The 21,704-nt window shown below is 70.6% G+C and carries 23 protein-coding genes and 1 pseudogene; 13 read left to right on the top strand and 11 right to left on the bottom strand.

The window, feature by feature from the left end:
• A complete protein-coding gene (locus tag ALI22I_RS24840; RefSeq protein ID WP_238598550.1) occupies positions 1-939 on the bottom strand; it encodes a phosphotransferase family protein in 939 nt (312 codons plus the stop codon).
• A 163-nt stretch (positions 940-1,102) separates the two neighbouring features.
• A complete protein-coding gene (locus tag ALI22I_RS24835; protein WP_077007988.1) occupies positions 1,103-1,897 on the bottom strand; it encodes an SDR family NAD(P)-dependent oxidoreductase in 795 nt (264 codons plus the stop codon).
• Between the two features lie 383 nt (positions 1,898-2,280).
• On the opposite strand from ALI22I_RS24835, the gene ALI22I_RS51150 reads away from it, so the two are divergent.
• The 3 genes from ALI22I_RS51150 to ALI22I_RS24820 all read left to right on the top strand — a co-directional run bounded on the left by ALI22I_RS51150 (position 2,281) and on the right by ALI22I_RS24820 (position 5,136).
• Positions 2,281-2,433: a hypothetical protein gene (locus ALI22I_RS51150; protein ID WP_179118345.1), complete on the top strand. Its 153-nt coding sequence runs from the start codon at positions 2,281-2,283 to the stop codon at positions 2,431-2,433.
• Between the two features lie 122 nt (positions 2,434-2,555).
• Positions 2,556-2,963 carry a VOC family protein gene (locus tag ALI22I_RS24825; protein WP_077007924.1) on the top strand — a complete coding sequence of 136 codons (408 nt, stop codon included), beginning with the start codon at positions 2,556-2,558 and terminating at the stop codon, positions 2,961-2,963.
• Between the two features lie 160 nt (positions 2,964-3,123).
• The gene (locus ALI22I_RS24820; protein WP_077007923.1) at positions 3,124-5,136 is read left to right on the top strand and encodes a neutral/alkaline ceramidase; all 2,013 of its coding nucleotides are present in this window, start codon (positions 3,124-3,126) and stop codon (positions 5,134-5,136) included.
• Here the strand turns inward: ALI22I_RS24820 and ALI22I_RS24815 are convergent.
• Positions 5,133-5,570 (bottom strand): DUF6098 family protein, encoded by a 438-nt coding sequence (locus ALI22I_RS24815; RefSeq protein ID WP_077007922.1) that lies wholly within the window; start codon positions 5,568-5,570, stop codon positions 5,133-5,135. The two genes, ALI22I_RS24820 and ALI22I_RS24815, sit on opposite strands and share 4 nt — an antisense overlap.
• Before the next feature lie 60 nt (positions 5,571-5,630).
• On the opposite strand from ALI22I_RS24815, the gene ALI22I_RS24810 reads away from it, so the two are divergent.
• From ALI22I_RS24810 to ALI22I_RS24800, 3 genes are read left to right on the top strand one after another with little or no spacing between them, the layout of a single operon-like run.
• Complete coding sequence (locus ALI22I_RS24810; protein WP_077007921.1) at positions 5,631-7,139, top strand: FAD-dependent oxidoreductase; 1,509 nt, start codon at positions 5,631-5,633, stop codon at positions 7,137-7,139.
• Positions 7,139-8,215: a carboxylate-amine ligase gene (locus ALI22I_RS24805; RefSeq protein WP_077007920.1), complete on the top strand. Its 1,077-nt coding sequence runs from the start codon at positions 7,139-7,141 to the stop codon at positions 8,213-8,215. Before ALI22I_RS24810 ends, ALI22I_RS24805 begins: the two co-directional genes overlap by 1 nt.
• A gap of 9 nt (positions 8,216-8,224) precedes the next feature.
• Positions 8,225-9,220: an iron-containing redox enzyme family protein gene (locus ALI22I_RS24800; protein WP_077007919.1), complete on the top strand. Its 996-nt coding sequence runs from the start codon at positions 8,225-8,227 to the stop codon at positions 9,218-9,220.
• A gap of 11 nt (positions 9,221-9,231) precedes the next feature.
• Here ALI22I_RS24800 and ALI22I_RS24795 read toward each other — a convergent pair whose 3' ends face one another.
• Both ALI22I_RS24795 and ALI22I_RS24790 read right to left on the bottom strand, forming a co-directional pair.
• On the bottom strand, positions 9,232-9,423 hold the full coding sequence (locus ALI22I_RS24795) for a CDGSH iron-sulfur domain-containing protein (protein ID WP_077007918.1): 192 nt from the start codon (positions 9,421-9,423) through the stop codon (positions 9,232-9,234).
• Positions 9,407-10,054: a HemK2/MTQ2 family protein methyltransferase gene (locus tag ALI22I_RS24790; RefSeq protein ID WP_077007917.1), complete on the bottom strand. Its 648-nt coding sequence runs from the start codon at positions 10,052-10,054 to the stop codon at positions 9,407-9,409. Before ALI22I_RS24790 ends, ALI22I_RS24795 begins: the two co-directional genes overlap by 17 nt.
• A gap of 102 nt (positions 10,055-10,156) precedes the next feature.
• On the opposite strand from ALI22I_RS24790, the gene ALI22I_RS24785 reads away from it, so the two are divergent.
• The 7 genes and pseudogenes from ALI22I_RS24785 to ALI22I_RS24760 all read left to right on the top strand — a co-directional run bounded on the left by ALI22I_RS24785 (position 10,157) and on the right by ALI22I_RS24760 (position 16,046).
• The gene (locus tag ALI22I_RS24785; RefSeq protein ID WP_077007916.1) at positions 10,157-10,948 is read left to right on the top strand and encodes an alpha/beta hydrolase; all 792 of its coding nucleotides are present in this window, start codon (positions 10,157-10,159) and stop codon (positions 10,946-10,948) included.
• 137 nt (positions 10,949-11,085) lie between these two features.
• Positions 11,086-11,556, top strand: a pseudogene (locus ALI22I_RS54785) (DUF6359 domain-containing protein); the annotation flags it as partial.
• On the top strand, positions 11,548-12,336 hold the full coding sequence (locus tag ALI22I_RS24780) for an endonuclease (RefSeq protein ID WP_202971072.1): 789 nt from the start codon (positions 11,548-11,550) through the stop codon (positions 12,334-12,336). The pseudogene ALI22I_RS54785 and the gene ALI22I_RS24780, both read left to right, overlap by 9 nt.
• A gap of 172 nt (positions 12,337-12,508) precedes the next feature.
• Positions 12,509-13,384 carry an LLM class flavin-dependent oxidoreductase gene (locus ALI22I_RS24775; RefSeq protein WP_077007915.1) on the top strand — a complete coding sequence of 292 codons (876 nt, stop codon included), beginning with the start codon at positions 12,509-12,511 and terminating at the stop codon, positions 13,382-13,384.
• Positions 13,385-13,783: 399 nt separating this feature from the next.
• Entirely contained in the window at positions 13,784-14,089 is a 306-nt protein-coding gene (locus ALI22I_RS24770; protein WP_077007914.1) for a hypothetical protein, read from the top strand.
• A 75-nt stretch (positions 14,090-14,164) separates the two neighbouring features.
• Positions 14,165-15,412 carry a nucleotide sugar dehydrogenase gene (locus ALI22I_RS24765; protein ID WP_077007913.1) on the top strand — a complete coding sequence of 416 codons (1,248 nt, stop codon included), beginning with the start codon at positions 14,165-14,167 and terminating at the stop codon, positions 15,410-15,412.
• A 97-nt stretch (positions 15,413-15,509) separates the two neighbouring features.
• On the top strand, positions 15,510-16,046 hold the full coding sequence (locus ALI22I_RS24760; protein ID WP_077007986.1) for an EF-hand domain-containing protein: 537 nt from the start codon (positions 15,510-15,512) through the stop codon (positions 16,044-16,046).
• Positions 16,047-16,109: 63 nt separating this feature from the next.
• Here ALI22I_RS24760 and ALI22I_RS24755 read toward each other — a convergent pair whose 3' ends face one another.
• Genes ALI22I_RS24755 through ALI22I_RS24730 form a run of 6 tightly spaced genes read right to left on the bottom strand, consistent with a single transcriptional unit; the run spans position 16,110 to position 21,545 of the window.
• On the bottom strand, positions 16,110-16,523 hold the full coding sequence (locus ALI22I_RS24755; protein ID WP_077007985.1) for a DUF6917 domain-containing protein: 414 nt from the start codon (positions 16,521-16,523) through the stop codon (positions 16,110-16,112).
• Positions 16,523-17,422, bottom strand: coding sequence for a Gfo/Idh/MocA family protein (locus ALI22I_RS24750; RefSeq protein WP_077007912.1), 900 nt, complete (start codon positions 17,420-17,422; stop codon positions 16,523-16,525). The genes ALI22I_RS24755 and ALI22I_RS24750 overlap by 1 nt, the downstream gene beginning before the upstream one ends.
• Positions 17,419-18,471: an Ldh family oxidoreductase gene (locus ALI22I_RS24745; RefSeq protein WP_077007911.1), complete on the bottom strand. Its 1,053-nt coding sequence runs from the start codon at positions 18,469-18,471 to the stop codon at positions 17,419-17,421. The genes ALI22I_RS24750 and ALI22I_RS24745 overlap by 4 nt, the downstream gene beginning before the upstream one ends.
• Positions 18,468-19,703 carry a M20/M25/M40 family metallo-hydrolase gene (locus ALI22I_RS24740; RefSeq protein ID WP_077007910.1) on the bottom strand — a complete coding sequence of 412 codons (1,236 nt, stop codon included), beginning with the start codon at positions 19,701-19,703 and terminating at the stop codon, positions 18,468-18,470. The genes ALI22I_RS24745 and ALI22I_RS24740 overlap by 4 nt, the downstream gene beginning before the upstream one ends.
• Complete coding sequence (locus ALI22I_RS24735; protein ID WP_077007909.1) at positions 19,697-20,518, bottom strand: sugar phosphate isomerase/epimerase family protein; 822 nt, start codon at positions 20,516-20,518, stop codon at positions 19,697-19,699. The genes ALI22I_RS24740 and ALI22I_RS24735 overlap by 7 nt, the downstream gene beginning before the upstream one ends.
• Positions 20,508-21,545 (bottom strand): Gfo/Idh/MocA family protein, encoded by a 1,038-nt coding sequence (locus ALI22I_RS24730; RefSeq protein WP_238598549.1) that lies wholly within the window; start codon positions 21,543-21,545, stop codon positions 20,508-20,510. The genes ALI22I_RS24735 and ALI22I_RS24730 overlap by 11 nt, the downstream gene beginning before the upstream one ends.
• Positions 21,546-21,704: the final 159 nt, after the last annotated feature.

The following is a 21,704-nucleotide window of genomic DNA, read 5'->3' as shown; positions in this document are numbered from 1 at the left end:
CTAATCGGGCAGCTGGGACAGGGTGCGGCGGATGTTGTCCTCGACGATCGCCAGCATTCCAGCCCGGTGTGGGAAGTCGCCGTCCAGCAGCCTCAACGGCCCGGCCACCAGTGACAGGTAGTTGGCCAACCGGTAGAGGCGCAGTCGGGCGGGGTCGAGGTCGGGGTTCGCGAAGTGGTGGTAGTGGGGGCCGAAGCGCAGTTCGAGGAAGGCGTGTTCCCACTCGACGTCGAAGAACATCGTGCCCTCGATGTCGATGAGCACCGGCTCGTCCCGGTCCTCGGCGATCAGAACGTGATCGGGACCCAACTCGTGGTGGATCAGGCCGAATCGTGATCGTGGCGCCACGGCGGCGTGCCGCGTCCTCAGCAGATCGTCCAACCGTTCCCGCACGACCGCGATGCGTTCAACCCGAGCGGCGGCTTCGGCGAGGTCGGTGAGTGCCCGACGCAGCACGGCGTGCTCGACGGCGTCGTGCTGCGCCGGGTCGGCGGTATGGGCGTGCATGTCCCGCACCGCTGAACCGAGCCGAGTCAGCACACTTTCGGCACGTCCCGGATCACGGGCCATCAGCTGTTCCAACGTGCCACCGCGAACGTCCTCGACCACCGCCACGTCACCCAACGCCCCACCGGGTTCACGCATGAGCGGCCGAGGTGCCCGGACGCCCACGGCCGACAGCCGGGCGTGCGCGGTCTCGAACAGCTCCAACCCGGTGGTGTGCCCGAACGGGTTGCCCGGATCACCGGCCGCCTTCGGCCAGAAGTCCTCGTCGGGGTGCCAGACGTAAGCGATACCGCCAGTGCCGTCCGCCAACCCCAGCCGGTAGACGCCCTTCTTGGTCCCGCCGCGCAACCGCTCGACCGACACCAACCCCCGCGCCCCGAACGCCGCCCGCGCCACATCCCGCAGATCGTCGACTCCGAGATGCTTCCTCACCGCAGAACCGCGTCCACTCTCCTCTGTCCCCACACCGACCATGATCGCGCACCAACGGCCGGTCGGTTGCGATCGGGCGGTGCCACGTGGACGCACTCGGGTGGAATTGCGCCCGCCCCGTGCGGCCTGGCGGGCGTGCTTGCCTTGAGGTAAGCGATCCCGGCTACAGCAGGATCGAGTCGACGTACCCACCGTCCACCCGCACCGCCGCACCCGTCGTCGCCGAAGCCTTCGGTGACGCCAGGTACACCACCAGGTTGCCGATCTCCTCCGGCTCGATCAGCCGCCCCAGCAGGGACTGCGGCCGGTGCACGCGCATGAACTCCCGCTGCGCCTCCTCCCACGGCAGCGAACGGTCCACCAGCTGGTAGACGAAATCCTCCACGCTACCGGTGTGCGTGGGGCCCGCGATCACGCAGTTCACCGTCACCCCGCTGCCCGCCGCCTCCTTGGCGAACCCCCGCGACACACCCAACAGCGCCGTCTTCGACACCCCGTAGTGGATCATCTCCGCCGGGATCACCACGGCCGAGTCGCTGGAGATGTACTGCACCCGCCCCCACCCGCGCTCCCGCATCCCGGGCAGGTAGGTGCGGGTCAGCCGAACGGCCGCCAACACGTTCACCTCGAAGTACCGCCGCCACTCGTCGTCGTCGATCTCCAGCGCCGGCCGCGCCTCGAAGATGCCCACGTTGTTCACCAGCACGTCCACCTCGGGCAGCGCGGAGGCCAGTTCGGCGGCACCGGAAGCCGTCGACACGTCCGCCGGCACGCCGATCACGTTCGCCCCCGGCACCTCCTCACGCACCCGCGTCACCGCGTCGTGGACCGCCTCGGCCTTGCGCCCGTTCACCACCGTCCGCGCACCGGCCCCCGCCAACGCCATCGCGATCGCCTCGCCGATGCCCTGCGTCGAACCGGTGACCAGCGCCGTCTTCCCGTTCAGATCCAGCTGCATGTCACGATGATCGCGCACACGGCACAACGTCGCCGAAGGCGAACCCAGCACCCGCAACCCGTCGATCTCGGCGATACCCGAGCGCAACACCCGCGTGCTCTCCAACGCCCGCAGCGCCAGACCCCGATCCCCATCGTCACCGACGTGCCGCAGCACCGCCCACGCCGCCGCCAACGGTCCACCGGATCGGGTGGACTGCGTGGTCGAGTTCGACATCGTGTAACCGGACCAGGCGGCCGACGCGGAGTACTGCGGCCGGCGCAGGTCGGCCGACGCGTGCAGCAGCACATGAGGTCGGCGAGGGTCAGGGGAATGTGTCCCGGTCGCCGCTCGTGGGTATGACCTTGGTGCGCGATGTCCACGAACACGAACAGGAGCCGACAATGCCTTGGGTCAGGCGACACCGCCGCCACGTGCCGTACAGCTGGTTCCGCACCACCACCGTGCAGAGCCACTACCGCCGATCGCCGGCCACGATTCCCACGATCATCGCCGTCGCGCTCGCCGTGATCCTGCTCCTCGTCGTGATCTTCTGAGGCTCGGCCGCACCCTCCGGACGTCCGGGCACCGGTGGAGGTCCGCGGTCCTGTCCACCCTGCGATATGCCGCACGTGCTGCCAGGATGGGCGCGCCTGTACGACCTCCCGAGGAGGATCCCGTGACCTCTCGACTCAACCCGTACATCAGCTTCCCCGGAAACGCCCGTGAGGCGATGGAGTTCTACGAATCCGTTTTCGGCGGCACCCTCCAGGCCAACACCTTCGGCGAGTACGGCGACCCGGACGCGCCCGAGGCGCAGAAGATCATGCACAGCCAGCTGGAGACGCCCAGCGGCTACACCCTGATGGGCGCCGACACCCCGCCCGGCATGTCCGTCACCGCCGGCGACAACATCACCATCAGCCTCAGCGGCGACGACGCCGACGAGCTGCGCGGCTACTGGGACAAGCTGTCCGACGGCGGCAACATCACCATGCCGTTGGAGAAGCAGATGTGGGGCGACGAGTTCGGCGCCTGCCAGGACAAGTTCGGCATCTCCTGGATGGTCAACATCAGCGCCTCCTGACCGGGCGTGTCGCTCTTCGCCGACCTGGCCGCGCTCGGCTCCCGTGCCGGGGTCGGATGACTGCGGCGTAGGGGCCGACCGGGGGTTGCCGGCGTGGCCTGGATCACCTACCGTCCAGTAAAGGTGAAGAGGTTTCGCGTATCTCGGTCGGGGAGTGCGGATGCGGGTCTCTCGGCGGTCATTGGCGGCATCCGCGCTGGTCAGCGCACTGGTGGTGATCGGCCTGCCGGTGGCGGACGCGGCACCGCAGCCCTACCTGGTCGGGCGGGGCATCTCCGACGTCACCGGACCCGCCGCCGAGAACGGGATGATGGGGTACTCGGCGTTCGACCAGAAGACCACCGGCGTGCACCAGCGCCAGCGGTCACGGGCGTTCGTCGTGGTCGACCAGGCCACCGGCAAGCGCGTCGTCTACGTCAACGCGGACCTGGCGATGATCTTCCGGGCGGTGCAGGAAGCGGTGCTGGCCAAGCTCCAGGCCCGCTACGGCTCCCTCTACACCCGTGAGAACGTGCTGCTCTCCGCCACCCACACGCACGCCGGACCCGGCGGCTACTCGCACAACCTGGCCTACAACCTGTCGATCCTCGGCATGCAGCCGCAGACGTTGAACGCCATCACCGACGGCATCACGGAATCGGTCGTGCAAGCGCACGAAGACCTCAAACCGGGCGAGTTGTCCCTGGGACGCGGCGAGTTGACCGACGCCAGCGTGAACCGGTCGCGGGTCGCGTTCGAGCGGAACCCGGCGGCGGACAAGGCGTACTTCCCGCGGGCGATCGACCCGGCGATGACCGTGCTGCGGTTCCGGCAGAACGGCGCGGACGTCGGGGCGATCAGCTGGTTCGCCACCCACAACACGTCGATGACGAACAAGAACACCCTGATCAGCCCGGACAACAAGGGTTACGCGGCCTACCAGTGGGAGCACGACGACCGCGGTGTGCGGTACCTGGAGGACCGGGCCGGGTTCGTCGCGGCGTTCCCCAACACCAACGCCGGCGACATGTCGCCCAACCTCAACCTGCGGCCCGGTTCCGGGCCCACCGAGGACGAGGTGGAGAACACCCGCATCATCGGCGAGCGGCAGAACCGCAAGGCGCAGCAGGTGTTCGCCGGTCCGCAGACGCCGGTCACCGGCGGAGTGGACTACCGGATGCGGTTCGTGGACATGTCGGCGGTCGCGGTCGACGGCCGGTACACCACCGACGGCAGGCCGGGCACGACGTGTCCGGGCGTGGTCGGCGCGTCCACCATGGCCGGCAGCGTGGAGGACGGTCCGGCGATCCCCGGTTTCAGCGAGGGCATGACCAGCCCGTGGAAGGCGCTGTTCGAACCGCTGGACGTCGAGGTGCCGCAGTGGCTGCGGGACTGCCAGTACCCGAAGGCGTCGCTGGTGCCGACCGGTCTGGTGCAGGCCACGCCGAACGTGGTGCCGTTGCAGATCGTGAGGATCGGGCCGCTGCACCTGGTCGCGGTGCCGGGTGAGGTGACGATCGTGGCCGGTCTGCGCCTCCGGCGCGCGGTGGCCGCCGAGGTCGGGGTGCCGGTGGAGAACGTGCTGGTGCAGGGCTACGCCAACGACTACAGCCAGTACGTGACCACACCGGAGGAGTACGACCTCCAGCAGTACGAGGGCGGCTCGACGTTGTTCGGCCGCAACACCCTGCCCGCCTACCAGCAGGAATTCACCAAGCTGGCCGCGTCACTGCGCGCGGGCACGCCGCTCGCGCCCGGCCCGACGCCGGCCAAGCCGCCGTTCACCGATATCAACCTCCAGACCGGGGTGGTGTTCGACGACAAGCCGTCGGGGCGCTCGTTCGGCGACGTCCTCACCGAGCCGGCCGCGACCTACGCCCGCGGCCAGACCGCCACGGCGGTGTTCGTGACCGGGCACCCGAAGAACAACCTGCGCCGCAACGGCACGTTCCTGGAGGTACAGCGCCTGGTCGACGGCCAGTGGACCCGGCACGCCGACGACGGCGACTGGTCCACCCGGTACCGCTGGCAACGCGAGGGCGTGGCGAACTCGAACGCCACCATCACGTGGACGATCCCGGCAGGCACACCCGCGGGCACGTACCGGATCGTGCACCACGGGGACTGGAAGAGCGGCTGGACCGGTGCGATCACCCCGTTCACCGGCACGACCAGGACGTTCACCGTCGGTTAGCTCTCCCGGTCGAGCGGCCCCCAGTTGGTGTCCGCGTGCACCTCGACCAGGTCTTCGCACTCGGTCATCACCTCATCGGCGATCCACCCGACCGGGTGACGGCAAAGGACCAAGGGCTCGTTGTCCGGACCCCGCCCGACCTCCTCGCCCTCCAACACCCACGGCCGCACCCCCGGTCCACGACGTTCCCGCAGGTGGCGGTAGTCGTGCAGGCGACGGGCCACCCACAGCCGCAGGGGCCGGTCCCCCCACCACGGCTCGACCGCCAGCGGGTTGGCGGACAGGCCGGGCAGCCGCCCACCGGTCAACCCGTCCCGGCTGCTCCGCCCGCCGTCCGCGTCGGGACCACGCGACCAGCGCACGAACAACTCGTGCGCGGGCGCCCGGTCCTCGATCAGCGCGACGAGGTCGTCGAGGTCGGCGAAGGTGCGCATGAAGCCTGGGTAACCCGCCTGTCGAGGTTCGAACACGAATTGCGCGGGTATGAGCTAGGCATGACGGAAGCGACCACGACGGCCCGGCACTCGCTGTGGTCGGAGGCGATCCCGCACGGCCGGTTTCCCGTGCTCACCGGCGAGACGACCGTGGACGTCGCGGTCGTCGGGGCCGGTATCACGGGTGTCACCACGGCGTTGCTGCTCAAGCGCGCGGGTCTGCGGGTCGCGCTCGTGGAGGCCGATCGGGTGGGCAGCGGGGTGAGCGGCAACAACACCGCGAAGGTGACCGCGCTGCAGTCCACTGTGTACTCGACCATCGAGCGCAAGCACAGCGCCGAGGCAGCGGCCGACTACGCCACCGGGAACGCGGCCGCGGTCGAGCGGGTGGCGGCGCTGGTGTCCGAATTGGGCATCGCGTGCGACCTGCGGCGGATGCCCGCCTACACGTTCGCGTTCAACGTGAAGGAGCTGCCCGCCGTCGACAAGGAGGCCACCGCCGCGATCAGGGCGGGTCTGCCGGTGTCACGCGATCGCGGTGAGCTGATGGGCGTGCCGTTCCCGGTGGCGGGCGCGGTGCGGCTCGACGACCAGCTGCTGATCCACCCGGTGAAGTACGTGCGCGGCCTCGCGGAGGTCGTGGACGGCGACGGGAGCCGCATCTACGAGGGCAGCCGGGTGCTGGGCATCGAGGACGGCACGCCGAGCCGCGTCCACACCGACCGCGGCACGGTCGTGGCCGAACGCGTCGTGATCGCCACGCACTACCCGATCCTGGACCGCGGCCTGTACTTCGCCCGGCTGGAGCCCTCCCGGTCCTACTGCGTGGCCGCGACGCTGCGGTCCGGCACGCCGCCGACCGGGCTCGCGATCAGCGCGGGCAGCCCGTCGTGGTCGCTGGCGAGGTCCGGCGACCTGCTGGTCGTCGCCGGGCGCAGCCACCCGACCGGATCGTCCCCAGGCGACCCGTACGACGAGCTCACCGCTTTCGCCCGCGAACACTGGGACGTCGCCGAAGTCACCCACCGCTGGTCCGCGCAGGACCCGAAGTCCTACGACAACCTGCCGATGATCGGCCCCTACACGCCGGGCTCGACCACGTTGTACGTCGCGACCGGGTTCATGAAGTGGGGATTGAGCAACGGCACCATGGCCGCCGAGCTGCTGACCGACCTGGTCGTGGGCCGGGAGAACCCGTTGAAAGCGCGGTTCAGCCCGCACCGGCTGAGCCTGGGCGCCACGCCGAAGTTGGCCAAGCTGAACGCGAAGGTGGCCGTGGACCTGGTCGGCGACCGGCTGAAGTCGGCCGAGGTCGAGTCGGTCGCGCAGGTGCCGGTCGGCGAGGCGCGGGTGGTGCGTGACGGCACGGGCAAGGCCGGCGTGTACCGCGACGAGGCGGGCGGCGTGCACGGCGTGTCGTTGCGCTGCACGCACCTGGGCTGTCTGGTCCGGTTCAACTCCGCCGAGCACAGTTGGGACTGCCCGTGCCACGGCTCGCGGTTCGACGTGGACGGCGCCGTGCTCGAAGGCCCGGCGACCAAGCCGCTGCCCCGGCGTGATCCGGCCTGATGACGGTGGGTGTCGAGGAGGAATTCCTCCTCATGGACCCGTTGACGCGTCGTCCGGTGGCACGCGCGGCGGACGTGCTGGCGCGCGTGGGCGCGTTGCCACCGGGCGCGGAGGTGCACCGTGAGCTGAGCGGCACCCAGGTGGAGTTCGCCAGCGGTGTGTGCGAGGACCTGGACGAGTTGCGCGACCAGCTCGTGCGGGGGCGGCGTGCGTTGGCCGATGCCGCCCACGCCGAGGGACTGCTGCTGATCCCGTCCGGATCGCCGCCGCTCGCCGACCCGGAACCGCGGTTGAGCGCGGGGGAGAGGTTCGCGCGGATCGAGTCGATGTACCGCGGCCAGGTGAGCGAGTACCAGTGCTGCGGCTGTCACGTCCACATCGGCGTGCCCGATCGGGAGACGACGGTGCACGTGGTCAACCACCTGCGGCCGTGGCTGCCGACGCTGCTGGCGTTGGGCGGTAATTCGCCGTACGACCGGGGCCGGGACACCGGGTACGCGAGTTGGCGGATGATGGACCAGGCGGGGTTCCCCGGCTCGGGCGTGCCGCCGTTCTTCCGGACGGCCGCCGAGCACGACGTTCGGGTGGCCCGGCTGGTGGCGTGCGGGGTGCTGGTGGACGCGACCATGACGTTCTGGCTGGCCCGGCCGTCACCGCGGTACCCGACCGTCGAGGTGCGTGCCGCCGACACCGCGGCGACTGTGGACGACGCCGTGCTCCAGGCCGGTCTGACCAGGGCCCTCGTGGACACGGCACGGGAAGCCGGAACCGCTCCGGAACCGGACGAGCAGGTGTTGGCGGCGGCGGTGTGGTCGGCGGCCCGGTACGGGTTGTCCGGTCCGGGCGTCGATCCGAACGCGGCACGTCAGGTGCCCGCTGTCGAGCTGGTGGAAGCGTTGCTGGAGCACGTGTCCGACGCGCTGGGCGACGACCGCGACCGCATCCGGTCCCTGGTGCGCGGCGTGCTGGCCAACGGGACGGGCGCACAACGGCAGCGCCGGGCCGGATCACCGGAGGCGGCCGTGAACCTGCTCGCGCGCGTCTCGACCGGCGTGCACCTCGACCGGAACGGGTAACCCCCGGCCATGACCACTGTGGACCCTGCCGTCGACCAGGCCGTGCTGCCGACCCCGCGCGGCCCCCTGTCCGCCGCCGTGATCGACGCCCTGCGCGCCGCCCCGCAGGCCGACCTGCCGTCGCGGGTTTCGGCGGACCCGTACGGCGAAGACCTGCAACTGGCCCTGCACGTGTGCTACGAGCTGCACTACCAGGGCTTCGCGGGCGTGTCGGACGAATGGGAGTGGGACCCGGAGCTCCTGCGGTTCCGCGCCGCCCTGGAACGGGTGTTCCTCGACGCGCTGCGCGCGGACGTCCCCGGCGGTGCGGACATCGGCGACGTGTTGGACGAACTGCTGGTCGAGCCGGTCGACGGCGTCGGCGTGAGCCACCACCTCAAGGACGAAGGGGAGTGGTGGCAGATGCGCGAATACCTGGCGTTGCGGTCGATCTACCACCTCAAGGAGGCCGATCCGCACGCCTGGGTGATCCCACGCCTGCGCGGCCGGGCGAAGGCGGCGCTGGTGGCCGTGGAGTTCGACGAGTTCGGCGGCGGGCACGGTGACCGCATGCACTCGACGCTGTTCGCGAACCTGCTCGTCGGCGCGGGTCTGGACGACGGCTACCTGCACTACCTGGAGCACGCACCGGCCGCGATGCTGGCCACGGTGAACCTGATGTCGCTGTGCGGGCTGCACCGGTCGTTGCGCGGTGGCCTGGTGGGGCACTTCGCCGCCGCCGAGATCACCACCGCGCCCAGTGCCGCGCGGATTGCGAAGGCGTTGGAGCGCATGGACGCGCACCCGGATTGCGTGGAGTTCTTCACCGAGCACATCGAGGCGGACGCGGTGCACGAGCAGGTGATGCGCCGGGACGTGATCGGCGACCTGCTGGCCCGTGAGCCGGAGCTGACCGAGTCCGTGGTGTTCGGGGTGCAGGCAACGGAGTTGTTGGAGCAGCGCCTGGGGGAGCACCTGTTGAGGGCGTGGAAAGAGGGGCAGACGGCGTTGCGCCTACCCCTCTGAGAGCCAGGGTCTCAGCGTCGTTTGCGGTGGCTCGTGTCGCACAGCGGGTAGCGCTTGCTGCGGCGGCACGCGCACACCGCGACGACGAACCGGTCCGAGCAGACCACCGTGCCGTCGTCCAGCCGCAGCTCGACGGGCCCTTCCACCAGGAGGGGTCCGCCGGGCACGACGGTCACCACTCGGGCGTCACGCGGCGTCGGCACGGATCACCACCAGTTCCTCGTGCTCCTGGTCGTCCTCGATGAGGCCGCGCCGGGCCAACCACCCGGCCCGCTCACGCATGACCGGCCCGAACGGGACCGTGCGGCGGGCGACCACCGACGCCTTCAACCCACCACCGCGCAACTGCCGCAGCGTGACGTCCGAATCGCACAGCGACGAGTGCACGATCAGCCCGATGCCCTTCGCCGCCAACAACAACGGCATCACCGCGCACAACCGGTCGAGCACCGAGCGTCCCCTCAACCCGGCGTCCCACGCCCGCGCACGCCCCCGTTCCGGCACCTCGGTGCTGGGCACGTAAGGCGGGTTGGCCATGACGAGGTCGAATTCCCCGTCACCGACCAGATCGCCGAAGTCACCGTGCCGCACGCGCACCGCGAGACCGCGCACCCGGGCGTTGAACCAGGTGGCGGTCACCGCACGGCGACACCGGTCCACCGCCGTGACGGCACCCGCACCGGCGAGTCCCGCCGCGATCGCCAACGCGCCGGTACCGGTGCACACGTCCAACACCCGCCCACCGCGCGGTATCCCCGCGCCCGCTAACGCCTCGGCCATCAGCCACGTGTCCTCCTGGGGCCGGTACACGCCCGGCGGCCTCCACAACCACATAGGACTGTGGTTCCCGTCGTTCTCCAGGGCAAACGAAAGCGATTTTGAGGCATGGACCGCCCATGACGGGGAATCCCCGTGTCCTCTGGACGAGGAGGTCGGATGAGCGTGGTCGAGGCGACACGTGCGGTGGCCCGGGAGCAGGTGCTGGTGGCGATGCTCGGCATCCCCCGCCTGCTGACCCACCAGGCATGGCGCGCTGCCGACCCCGGTGAAGGCCGCGGCCTGGGTGTCCTATTAGTGCCCGGCTTCGGCTTCGGTGACGCGAGCCTGCACATGACCAGGACGTGGTTCCGCAAACGCGGTTACGTGCCCATCGGCGCGCGCATCGGCCTGAACGTCGGCTGCACGACCGAGCTGGTCGACCGCCTGGAACGCCGGCTGGAGGCGCACGCCGAGGCGACCGGCGGCCCGGTCGTGCTGTTCGGGCAGAGTCGCGGCGGCGGTCTGGCCCGGCTGCTCTCGGTGCGCAGGCCGGAGTTGGTGCGTGGCTTGGTGATGCTCGCCAGCCCCGTGCTGGATCAACTGGGCGCGCACCCCAGCGTGGTGCGCGTGGCGCGGAAGTTGGCACGCCTGTCGGCGGCGGGTGTTCCGGGTCTGCTCGACCAGGACTGCTTCGCGGGCACGTGCTACGACACGAACTCCGCCGCCATGGCCCAGCCGCTGAAGGTGCCCGCCATCGCGGTGTTCTCCCGCAACGACAGGATCGCGCCGTGGGATCTGTGCGCGGACCCGTGCGCGGAATGCGTGGAGGTGAACAGCACGCACACCGGCATGGGCCTGGACCCGGAGGTGTACCGGCTCCTCGCACCGCGCCTGGCCGCCTGGGTGCGCGGTAGGGAACCGGTGCCCGCGCCGAGCGAGCTACCGCGACGGCGATACGCGGAGGCATGAGCCGACGGGCCTCGGTGCTCTACCACCACGTGTGAGACCCGAGCCCTGGCTTCTCGATGGGTTCCGCAGAGCTTCAGTGTTAAGTGAAGAACATTGGAGTCTCGTTACGAATATTCGTTGATCATTCACTCTGACGTGTGATTTTTCGTGCGATCCTGCCTGCGTGCGGCCACCCTGCGACGCCGCGCTCCGGGAGGAGACACCCCATCGTGCGACTACGTCCCCTGCTCAGTCCCCTTGCCGTTGTCGTTTCCGTCGTCGCCATCGCGGCGGCCCTGCTGATCCCCACCGCTGCCTCCGGCGCCACGCCGATCACCGTCGCCCAGGCCATCGGGCAGCAGACCGGCGCGTCCGCCACCGTTCGCGGTTACGTGGTCGGGCAGCCCACCGCCACCAACACGGTGGTGCGGTCCGGCTTCCCGTCCGACTACGCGTTGGCGCTGGCCGACTCGCCGAGTCAGACGAGCACCGGCCAGATGCTGTACGTGCAGATCACGTCGGCGTTCCGGGCCCAGTGGGGCCTGCGGACCAACCCCGGCCTGCTCGGTGCGCGGATCGACGTGACCGGTCCTCTGGGCGCGTACTTCTCGCACCCGGGCCTGACGTCGCCGACCGCGTTCGCGAACGCCGGCACCACGCCCACCACCAGTACCACCACCAGTGGCGGCACGACGACGACCACCGCACCCGGTGGCGGCTACGACGACACGTACTACCGCAACGCGATCGGCAAGACGGGCTCGACGTTGAAGACCGCGTTGAACGGGATCATCCGCACCAACACCAAGCTGTCGTACGACCAGGTGTGGGACGCCCTGAAGGCCACCGACCAGGACCCGAACAACAGCGCCAACGTGATCACGCTCTACGAGGGCCGTTCGCAGAGCAAGACCAGCAACGGCGGTGATCCGAACGACTGGAACCGCGAGCACGTCTGGGCCAAGTCGCACGGCGACTTCGGCACCGCGACCGGTCCGGGCACCGACATCCACCACCTGCGGCCCAGTGACGTGTCGGTGAACGCCGAGCGCGGCAACAAGGACTTCGACATGGGCGGTTCGCCGGTCGGCGAGGCTCCCGGCAACTACACCGACGCCGACTCGTGGGAGCCGCGCAACGCCGTGAAGGGCGACATCGCGCGGATGATCTTCTACATGGCGGTGCGGTACGAGGGTGGCGACGGCTACCCCAACCTGGAGATGAACAACAACGTCAACAACGGCACCGCGCCGTACCACGGCAGGCTGTCGGTGTTGTTGCAGTGGAACGCCCAGGACCCGCCGGATGCGTTCGAGAAGCGCCGCAACCAGGTCATCTACGACAGCTACCAGCGCAACCGCAACCCTTTCATCGACCACCCCGAGTGGGCGACGTCGATCTGGGGTTAGCCCTGGTCGGCCCCGCACGTCGAACGCCCGTCCTCGCCTCCTGGGACCGAGAGCGGGCGTTCTTCTTTGCCCGCCCTCTCCGTTCCCGCGCTGTACCACCTGGTCAGGTGTTGACCAAGAACGTCATCTCTGTTCGAATGAACATGGAACCTGTTCAGATAGAGGGGGCGTCATGAGGGCCGGGATCACCATCCTTCCGGAGTACCGCTGGGCCGAGGCGAAGCCGAGGTGGCAGGCGGCGGAGGCGTACGGGTTCGCTCACGCGTGGACGTTCGACCACTTGGGCTGGGGTGCCCTGGTCGGCGAGCCGTGGTTCGGTGCGGTGCCGACGTTGAGTGCGGCCGCGCTGGCGACATCGCGGATCGAGCTGGGCTTCATGGTGGCGTCGCCGAACCTCCGTCACCCGGTGCCGTTCGCGAAGGACGTGATGGCCCTGGACGACCTGTCGGACGGCCGGATGACGGTGGGCGTCGGCGCGGGCGCGGCGAAGGGCTACGACGTGGAGGTGTTCGGCGGCACCACGGTCCCGGCCAGTCCGTCCCGCCGCTTCACGGAGTTCGTGGAACTGCTGGATGCCCTGCTGAGCAAGGATCGGGTCGACTACTCGGGCGAGTACTACACCGCCGTGGGCGCCCGCAACGCCCCGGGCTGTGTCCAACGACCACGCACGCCTTTCGTGGTCGCCGCGAACGGCCCGAAGGCGCTGGCCCTGGCCGCCCGCCTGGGTCAGGGCTGGGTCACCTACGGCAACGATCTCGGCACCCTCGACGGCTGGTGGCGGTCCCTGGCCGAGGTGTCGGCCCGCTTCGACGACGCGCTGGCCGCCCAATCACGCCGCCCCGCCACAGTCCGCCGCTTTCTCCAGACCGACGCCGCACCGGTCTTCTCCCTGTCGAGCATCGAGTGCTACCGGGACTTCCTGGGCCGAGCGGACGAACTCGGCTTCACCGACGTGCTCGCCCCGTGGCCGAGGGACGAAGGCCCGTTCGCCGGCGACGAGGCAATCCTGGAGACCGTGGCCACGGACGTCCTGCCCACCTTGTCCTGACCACCGCGCTCTGCAGACCCTTGCAACGGACAGCCGGCTCTCAGTGCCGGCTGTCCGTTGTAGACGGTGAGGGATGAGGAAGCGCCGCTGGCCGATGTCCGGACCCTGAGCGCGGCCGACGACGGGTATCCCGCCCGCCATCTTGCGGTTTCGTCACGCCGTGCTACTGACCTCCTTCTTGCCCGGCCGGGACGATGACTGGGTGTCGCTCGACTGCGTGAACCCGATCGGTGGTCGCGTCACCGACAACCGCACCGGTCAGGCCTGTCTTGACCAACCGGATGAGCTCACGCGGGCCGGGTGCAACCTGCCCGAGTGATGTTTGGTTTCGTCGCTGCTTCTTGCTCTGGGTAACTGTTAGCTTGCCGAGAGCAATGACTCCTAGCGAGGAGACGACGGATGAAACGTGTGTTCGGCGTGCTGCTCAGCGCGCTCGCGGCGGGTGCCCTGCTGGTCCCGCTCGGCACCGCGGCGCAGGCGGCCACGGGCAAGGTGGTCGTGTTCTCGGTCGAGATCGTTCCACTGGAGACCTACGAGAACCCCAAGGGCTGCAAGCAGCTCCCGGACGGCGCGCACGTGCTGGCCAACCTGACCGACGGCGACGTCACGATCTACAGCGACCCGATGTGCTTCGCGCCCCTGGTCACGGTGGAGAAGGGCTACGGCACGCACGTGCCCCCGGTCGGCGCCACCTTCCGGGCCTGACCGCCGCGGCCGGCAGTCCACATCCCGGCAACCCACACCCCGGCAACACCAACCGATGTCGTGGAAAGGGCGCACGTGTCCTTCGATCTGGTCGTGGTCGGAGTCGGCTACGTAGGGCTGCCGCTTGCGGCGGCGGCCACCGCCGCGGGCATGGCGGTGGCCGGGTACGACACCAGTCCGGACGTGGTCCGCACGCTCACCGAGAGCCGTTCGCACGTGCCGGACGTACCGTCCGCCGAGCTGCAAGCCATGCGCGCCAAGGGTTTCACCGCCACGACCGACCCGGCCGTCGTCGCCGGCGCCGAGACCGTGGTGATCTGCGTTCCCACCGGTCTGGGGTCTGACGGACGACCGGACCTGGCCGAGGTCCGGGCCGCCGCCGAGACCGTGTCCGACCACTTGCGACCCGGAACCCTGGTGGTGCTGGAGTCCACCAGCTTCCCCGGCACCACCGACGAGGTGCTGCGGCCCATCCTGGAGAGGCACGGCCTGGTGGCCGGCGAGGACTTCCCGCTGGGCTACTCACCCGAACGCATCGACCCGGGCAACCGGCGCTACGGCATCCGCAACACCCCCAAGGTGGTCAGCGGGCACACACCGCTGTGCGCCAAGCACTGCGCGACCTTCTACAGCCGGTTCGTCGACTCGGTCGTGGTGGCCCGCGGCACCCGCGAGGCGGAGATGGCCAAGCTGCTGGAGAACACCTACCGGTACGTGAACATCGCCCTGGTCAACGAGATCGCGGTGTTCTGCGACCGGCTCGGGGTCGACGTCTGGGACGTGCTGCACTGCGCGGCCACCAAACCGTTCGGCTTCCAGCCGTTCACCCCCGGACCCGGCGTCGGCGGGCACTGCATCCCCGTGGACCCCCGCTACCTGCTGGACAAGGCCCGTCGTGAGGGCGCCCGGCTCGGCGTGGTGGAGGCCGCACGGCGGGTCGACTCGACGATGCCGTCCTACGTGGTCGAACGCGCGGTGCGGATGCTGACCCGTAACGACGTGTCCGTCGACGGCGCGCGAATCCTGTTGCTGGGCGTGTCCTACAAGGCCGACGTGCCGGACACCAGGGAATCCGCCGCGTTCCGCATCGCCGACGAACTGCGCGCCCTCGGCGCCACGGTGACCTACCACGATCCGGTGGCTGGTGAGGTGCCCGCGCTCGGGCCGCCCGCCGCCGACCTCGACTCCGCGCTGCGCACGAGCGACGCCACCGTGCTGCTCGTCGCGCACAGCGGTTACGACCTCGGCCACTTGGCCAGGAGCGCACGGCTGCTGCTCGACGTCACGGGCAGCGTGCCGGGAGGGGAGGTCATGCGCCTGTGAGATCCCCCTGACCGGGGAGCCGGTCTCCGGACCGTGTTCGCACGACAGGTTTCTCTGAAATACCTTTTCTTCACAATGAGGAGTGTCCCGAATGGTCATGTCCACGTCGGTCAAGAGCGATCGGCTCAAGAAGCGCTTCCAGAAGTGGGACGTGAACGGCAACGGCCGGATCGAGAAGTCCGATTACGAGGCCGAGGCGCACCGCATCATCAAGGCGTTCGACGAGGATCCGTCGACGCCGCAGGCGCGGGCGCTGATCGACGCCTACATCGCCATGTTCGAGTTCCTGGCGACCAAGGCGGGTGTCGGTGAGAACGGCACGATGACCGAGGACCAGTTCCTGAGCGTCGTCGAGGCGCAGGTGTTCGCCGAAGGCGACGCCGGCTTCAACCGCGTGATCCGGCCGACGGTCGCGGCCATGGTCGGGCTGTGCGACATCGACGGCGACGGCGAGGTGAGCCCGTCGGAGTTCCGCAAGTGGCTGGAGGCCATCGGGGTGGACGCCTCGTCCGCGGTGGAGGCCTTCCGCACGATCGACACCAGCGGCAACGGGACGTTGACCGTGGACGAACTGGTGGCGGCGGTCCGCGCCTACCACTTCGGCACCCTGGACGTGCCGCTCCTGGGTCACTGACCTGACCAAGCCAACGGCGCCCCGGGACGATCCCCGGGGCGCCGTTGGCGTAAGAAGCCCGTGTCAGAGAGCGGGCACGACCGCCGGGCTGAACACCACACCCGTCTCGGGACGCAGGCCCAGTTCCGACCCGGTGCGCGGGGTCGGTGTGGTGATCAGGATGTTGTAGTGGTTGGGGTGGTGGCAGGCGTCGAAACCCAGCACGATGCCGACCAGTTCGCCATCGCACCACACCTCGTCGCCCCGGTCGATCACGCCCGCGTTGTCGATCTCCACGAACCCGAGGAACGCGACCCGGTCGATGCGCGCGCCGGGCTCGGTGTCGTCGTGGTCCGTGGTCACCAGCTCGTGCACCTCACCCCGGCGCACGCAGCGGCTGGCGAACGGCTCCAGGCTCATCCCGCGATCATCGCGGCGGTGCACCAGGACCTTCACCACCCGGCTGCCGACTGCTCGCTTCTCGCCGTCCTCCAGCATCACGCACCCTCTCGTCGGTATGCCTCGTCCACCAGGTCCAACGCGGCCAGGCCGCCGTCCCGCCATGCCGACCGCCGCGCCACGGCGTGCGCGAAGTCGTGCAGCACGCCCGTGTACTCGTGCCACAGCGAGCCCTTGAACTCCTCGTAGCCCGCGAGCATGTCCGCCCGCATCACGGTCCCGTCGGTCAGCCGCACGGTCACGTCCTTGGTCTCGCCGGGGTGCGACCAGTCCAGCTCGACCACCGCCGGCGCGGTGCCGCGCACGTGCAGCACGGCCTGCCGGTCGAGGTCCGCCGCCCGCGTGATCCGCACCGACTCCAACGTCAGCTCGCCGAGGAACAGCCGGGCCAGGTCCAGCGCGTTCGGCCCGTTGTCCGCCACGCACCCGCCACCGGACCGCGTCGGATCCAGGTACCAGCGGTCGCGGCCGACGTGGTCCTCGATCCGCTCCAGGTAGCGCACCCTCAGCTCGGCGATCGGCGCGGCGCCCGCCAGCTTGTCCTGCAACGCCAGCACGTTCGAGTTGTACCGGCGGTGGAACGCGGTGAACAGCGCCACGTCCCGCGCCCGCGCCGCCTCGGCCACTTCCAGCCCGGCCCGCAGGGACATGGCCAGCGGCTTCTCCACGCACACCGGCAGCCCACGCGTGACGACCTCCAACGCGACACCGGCGTGGACGTCGTTCGGCGCGGTGACCAGCACCGCGTCCACCCCGCCCGCGTCGAGCATCGCCCGGTGCGACCGGTACGCGGGCACGTGGTACCCGGCCAACGCCTGCTCGTCCGGATCGCACACCGCGACCAGTTCGAAGCGCGGGGAGGAGGCGATCGCGGCCAGGTAGAACCGCGAGATCACCCCCAGCCCGACCACACCCAGCCGAATCACGTTCGGGCTCATCCGGCCGCCCGCAGCTCCGGCGCGACCGCCCGCAACTCCTCGTACAGCCCGGCCGGCACGGGCACGCCGTGCGCCCGCCGCCACCGCGCGCGCTCACCCTCGTGCCACCCCGGGTAGGACACCGGCTTGTGCGGATCGAGCGGCGGCGCACCCAACACCGCGCCGAACAGCGCCGAGGCGTCCCGGTCGAACCCGGACCGCAGAGCCGACGGAGCGAACGCCAACGCGATCACGCCGATGTCGTCGTCCCGGGACTCCATCGACGTGGGGCCCATTGCCGCACCCGGCACCAGCGCCGCCAGCACCTCCACCAGCAGCCCGAGCCCGAAACCCTTGTACACGCCCGTCTCCGGCGCGCCTCCCAGCCACAACAGGTGCCCGTCACCCCGGTCGAACGCCGACGGGTCGGTCACCGGCGTCCCGTCGTCCGCAGCCAGCCACCCCGGCGGGATGTCCTCACCGGCCCGCGCCGCCGCCCGCACCCGCCCCGTCGGCACCACCGTCGTGCTCATGTCCAGCACGAACGGCGGCCGGTCGCCTGCGGGGCAGGCCAACGCCAGCGGGTTCGTGCCCAGCAGCGGCTCCCGACCGCCCGGTGGCCGGGTGATGCGCTGCGCGCCGCAGTTCGACGCGATCAGCCCCACCATCCCGTGCGCCGCCGCCCGCGCCGCGTGGTGCCCCGCGCACCCGATGTGCGTCGCGCCGCGCACGGTGACCATCCCGATCCCGTACCGCTCGGCCCGCGCCGCGGCCAACTCCATCGCCTGGGACGCCGACCACAGCCCGAGCGCCTTGCGCGCGTCGGCCAGCACGGACGCCCCCAGGTCCGCGATCACCGCCATGTCGGCGGCCGGATCGGTGCGGCCGGAGTCGAACAGCGGCAGGTACAGCCTGGTCAGGTTCACCAGGCCGTGCGTGCTCATCCCGGTCAGGTCACCGTGGCACAACGCCTCCGCGGCGACCAACGCCCGATCGGGCGGCATACCCCGCTCGCGGAAAACACCGGTGACGGTGGCCAACAGGGTCGGGTAGGGCACCAGGACGGTCATATTCCTCCGTTCCGTGCGAACCGCACGACGATGTCCCGCACCACGGCGGAGAACCGGTCGAGATCGGCGACGTCGGCGTGTTCGCCGCGCGCGTGGGCGTTGTTGGCGTCCAGTGATCCGGGGCCGAGCACGGCGGTCTGGGTGCCCGGCACGTCGGCCAGCCAGATCGCGTCGCAGGTGAACGCGGGCTCGTGCGCGGGCCAGCGCGGTACCACGGCGTCCAGCAGCGGCACTTCCTGCGGGGGCAGTGCGGGCAGGCCGCGTTTGCGCCACACCAGCCGGGTGATCGCGGCAGCGTCGACCGCGGTGCGGTGGAACGGCCGCATGCCGCGGAACCGGGCGGTGAACTCGGCCAGTCCCGCGCGCAACGCGGCGTCCAGCGCCACGGCCAGCACCCGTGCCGACGACGTGCTGCCGTAGGACAGGTTCAGCAGCAGCTCACCGGTCCCGTACACGCGGTTGTGCATCAGGCCGGTGTGCAGTCCGGCCACGCACACCTGGCCGTCGGGCACCCGTCCCGCCAACGCGCCCGCCAGGTGTTGGGCCAGGAACCCCAGCAACACCGACGCGTTGTGCCCGGCGTGGGGCTGGTCGTCGATCGCGTCCTCGCCGTTGACCTGGACCGAGGCCGTCATCGCGGCGGTGGAGCGGGGCAGGTAGCGCAGGCCGGTCGGCTCGCAGAACACGTTCAGGCTGCCGTGGAACCCGGCCTCGACCAGCGGACGGGTGCCGAACACGCCCATCGCGCCGCCCTCCTCGCCGGACACCGCCTGGACCAGCACGCTCACGTCCCGCCCCACCGCGCGCTCGGCGAGCGCGGCGCGGACACCGGCCAGCAGCGCCACGGCGGGGCCCTTGGCGTCGATCGCGCCCCGGCCGTGGAACCGGACGCCGTCGAACCCGGCCGGCTCGAACGGCGCGACCGTGTCCAGGTGCACGTTGAACATGACCGTCGGCTCGGCGTCGCCGACCCGCAGCACCAGGCTCGGCTGCCGGGCCAGGAAATCCCGGTCCTGCGCGATCGCCTCGCGCACCACGGCGGGCACGTCCGGCCGCAGCACGTCCGCCTCCCGCGCCGGTCCCACGTGGACGGTCCGCATCCCGAAATCCTCGGCTGCCTCCGCGTACGCGTGCACGGCGTCCCACAGGCAGACCTCGGCGGTCGTCTCCAGCGGGCCGGCGGTCGGCAGGTCGAGCAGCCGCAGCAACAGGTCGCGGTCCTGGTCTAGCACCGCACCAGCCCGGCCATCGCCCGGCCGGCCGCGACGAACGCGGGCGCCGCGTCGGCGGCGAGCACACCGCTCTCGTGCGGGCGCAGCGACACGTGCGGCTCCAACGACCACGCGCCCCGGTACCCGTTGGCGCGCAGCAGCGCCACGCAGTCGGCCACCCGCGCCGCGCCGGAGCCGGGCAGCACGAACCGGCCACCGTTGGCGTCCTTGACGTGCACGTGCTCGACGTGCGCGACCACCTCGCGCAGCAACGCGTACCCGTCGTAGCCGTGCGCGACGCCGTTGCCGGTGTCGAACAGCAGCTTCAACGCCGGGTTGCCGACCGCGTCGAGCAGGTCCAGCGCGCGCTCGGCACTCATGCCCGCCCAGCCGGAGCAGTTCTCGTGCAGCAGCACGACACCGGCCGCCTCGGCGATGTCGGCGAGCATCGACACCCGGGTGATCACCCGGTCGCGCCACCGCCGTTCGGACAGGCCCGCGTTCGGGTAGGACATGATCCGCACGTACCGGGTGCCCAGCTCGGCGCACCGGCGCAGCAGCACGTCCAGCTCGGCCAGGTCGTCCTCGAACGGCGTGCTGATCGGGCGGGCCCAGCCGCCGATCCGCGAGTCCAGGCACACCACCCGGACCCCGTGCGCCTCCAGGGTCTTCGCCACCACCGCGAACCCGTCGTCGTCCAGATCGGCCACCGCGCGACCGTCCACGGTGCGCAGTTCGACGTGCGACCAGCCCAGTTCGGCGAGCACGGCCAGCTGGCCGGCCAGATCCGGTGCGGCCTCGTCCGTGATCCCGGCCAGCACTGGTTCAGCGGACATGCGCGGCCACCGGCCCGGGGAAGGACTCGCCGCGCGCGGCCGGCACCACCGGCTCGGCGCAGATGTTCTTGGCCACCGACAGCAGCTGCACCACGTCCGTGGCGAACGTGAACCCGCGCGCGTGCTGGTCGCCGGGGGCCTGGAAGAGCCGGTAGGCGCGGATCATCCACTCGGTCAGCGAGTCGTCCCGCAGCACCTCGTGCTCGCCCCGCCCGTTGACGGTGACGGTGAGCTGCGAGTGGTCGTCGTCGTCGCTCACCGCGAAGTGGCCGACCGCCCGGCCCTTCTCGAACTCCACCGTGATCCGGCGTTCCCGCACCGGCGAGGTGAGGTCCGAGCTGATGTCGGTGCGCACCCCGCTGTTGTGCCGCAGGCCGATCCGCGCGCCACCCATCCGGGGCACCACCACGTCACCCACGGTCAGGTCGAACCCGGCCGCGTGCGTGACCCGCGCGCTGCCCGCGAGGCGCAGCGCCAGACCGACGCCGTGCGGCAGCTCCACGTCGAACGCGGTCCGGTGGCTCGGCCTGGTCAGCGACCGGCGGAAGCGCGGTTTGTTCTGCACGATCGAGATCGCCTTCGGCTCGCCGAGCGTGCCGCCGCGCACCAGCTCGGTGAGCCGCACGGTGAGCGCGCTGGTCAGCCACGGCTCGACCACCGCGATCCGCAGGCCGTGCTTGCGGCGCAGCCGGATCACCCGGGCCAGGTCGTCGGTGTCGGCGGCGAGCGGCTTCTCCGCGATCACGTTGCGGAACCCGCGCTGGGCCAGTTCGGCCATCACCTCCGCGCGCACGTCCGGCGGCGTGCACACGTGCGCCACCGTGTCGCCGGGGTCGAGGAGGGTGGCGGCCTCGGCGAGGCTGCCCGCCATCGCCAGACCCGGTCGTTCCGCCGCCGGCCGGCGCGGGTCGCACGCCACGATCGGGCGGTCGTCGAACAGTTGCCGGACCGAGTTCCGCGCCCTGGCCAGCACCGGCAGGTGCAGTTCCGCCCCGGCTCGGCCCAGCCCCACGACGAGTGTTCGCACTATTGAGCCCCGTCTTGTCTAGTCCAGTCTCGAAGGCGCCATGAATTGGCGATCTCAATTGAGACTCACGACGTTGTCCTAATCACGTGGAGCTGTCAACTCGATGTCGGTGAGTTGACCAGGAAGAGTGAACTCGCCGGTGCTCCGCGGCTCGCCCGG

It is taken from the genome of Saccharothrix sp. ALI-22-I, from assembly GCF_001984175.1.
Classification (GTDB): Bacteria; Actinomycetota; Actinomycetes; order Mycobacteriales; family Pseudonocardiaceae; genus Actinosynnema.
The sequence above is the reverse complement of the archived record's forward strand: the minus strand, read 5'-3'. Positions and strand labels throughout refer to the sequence as shown.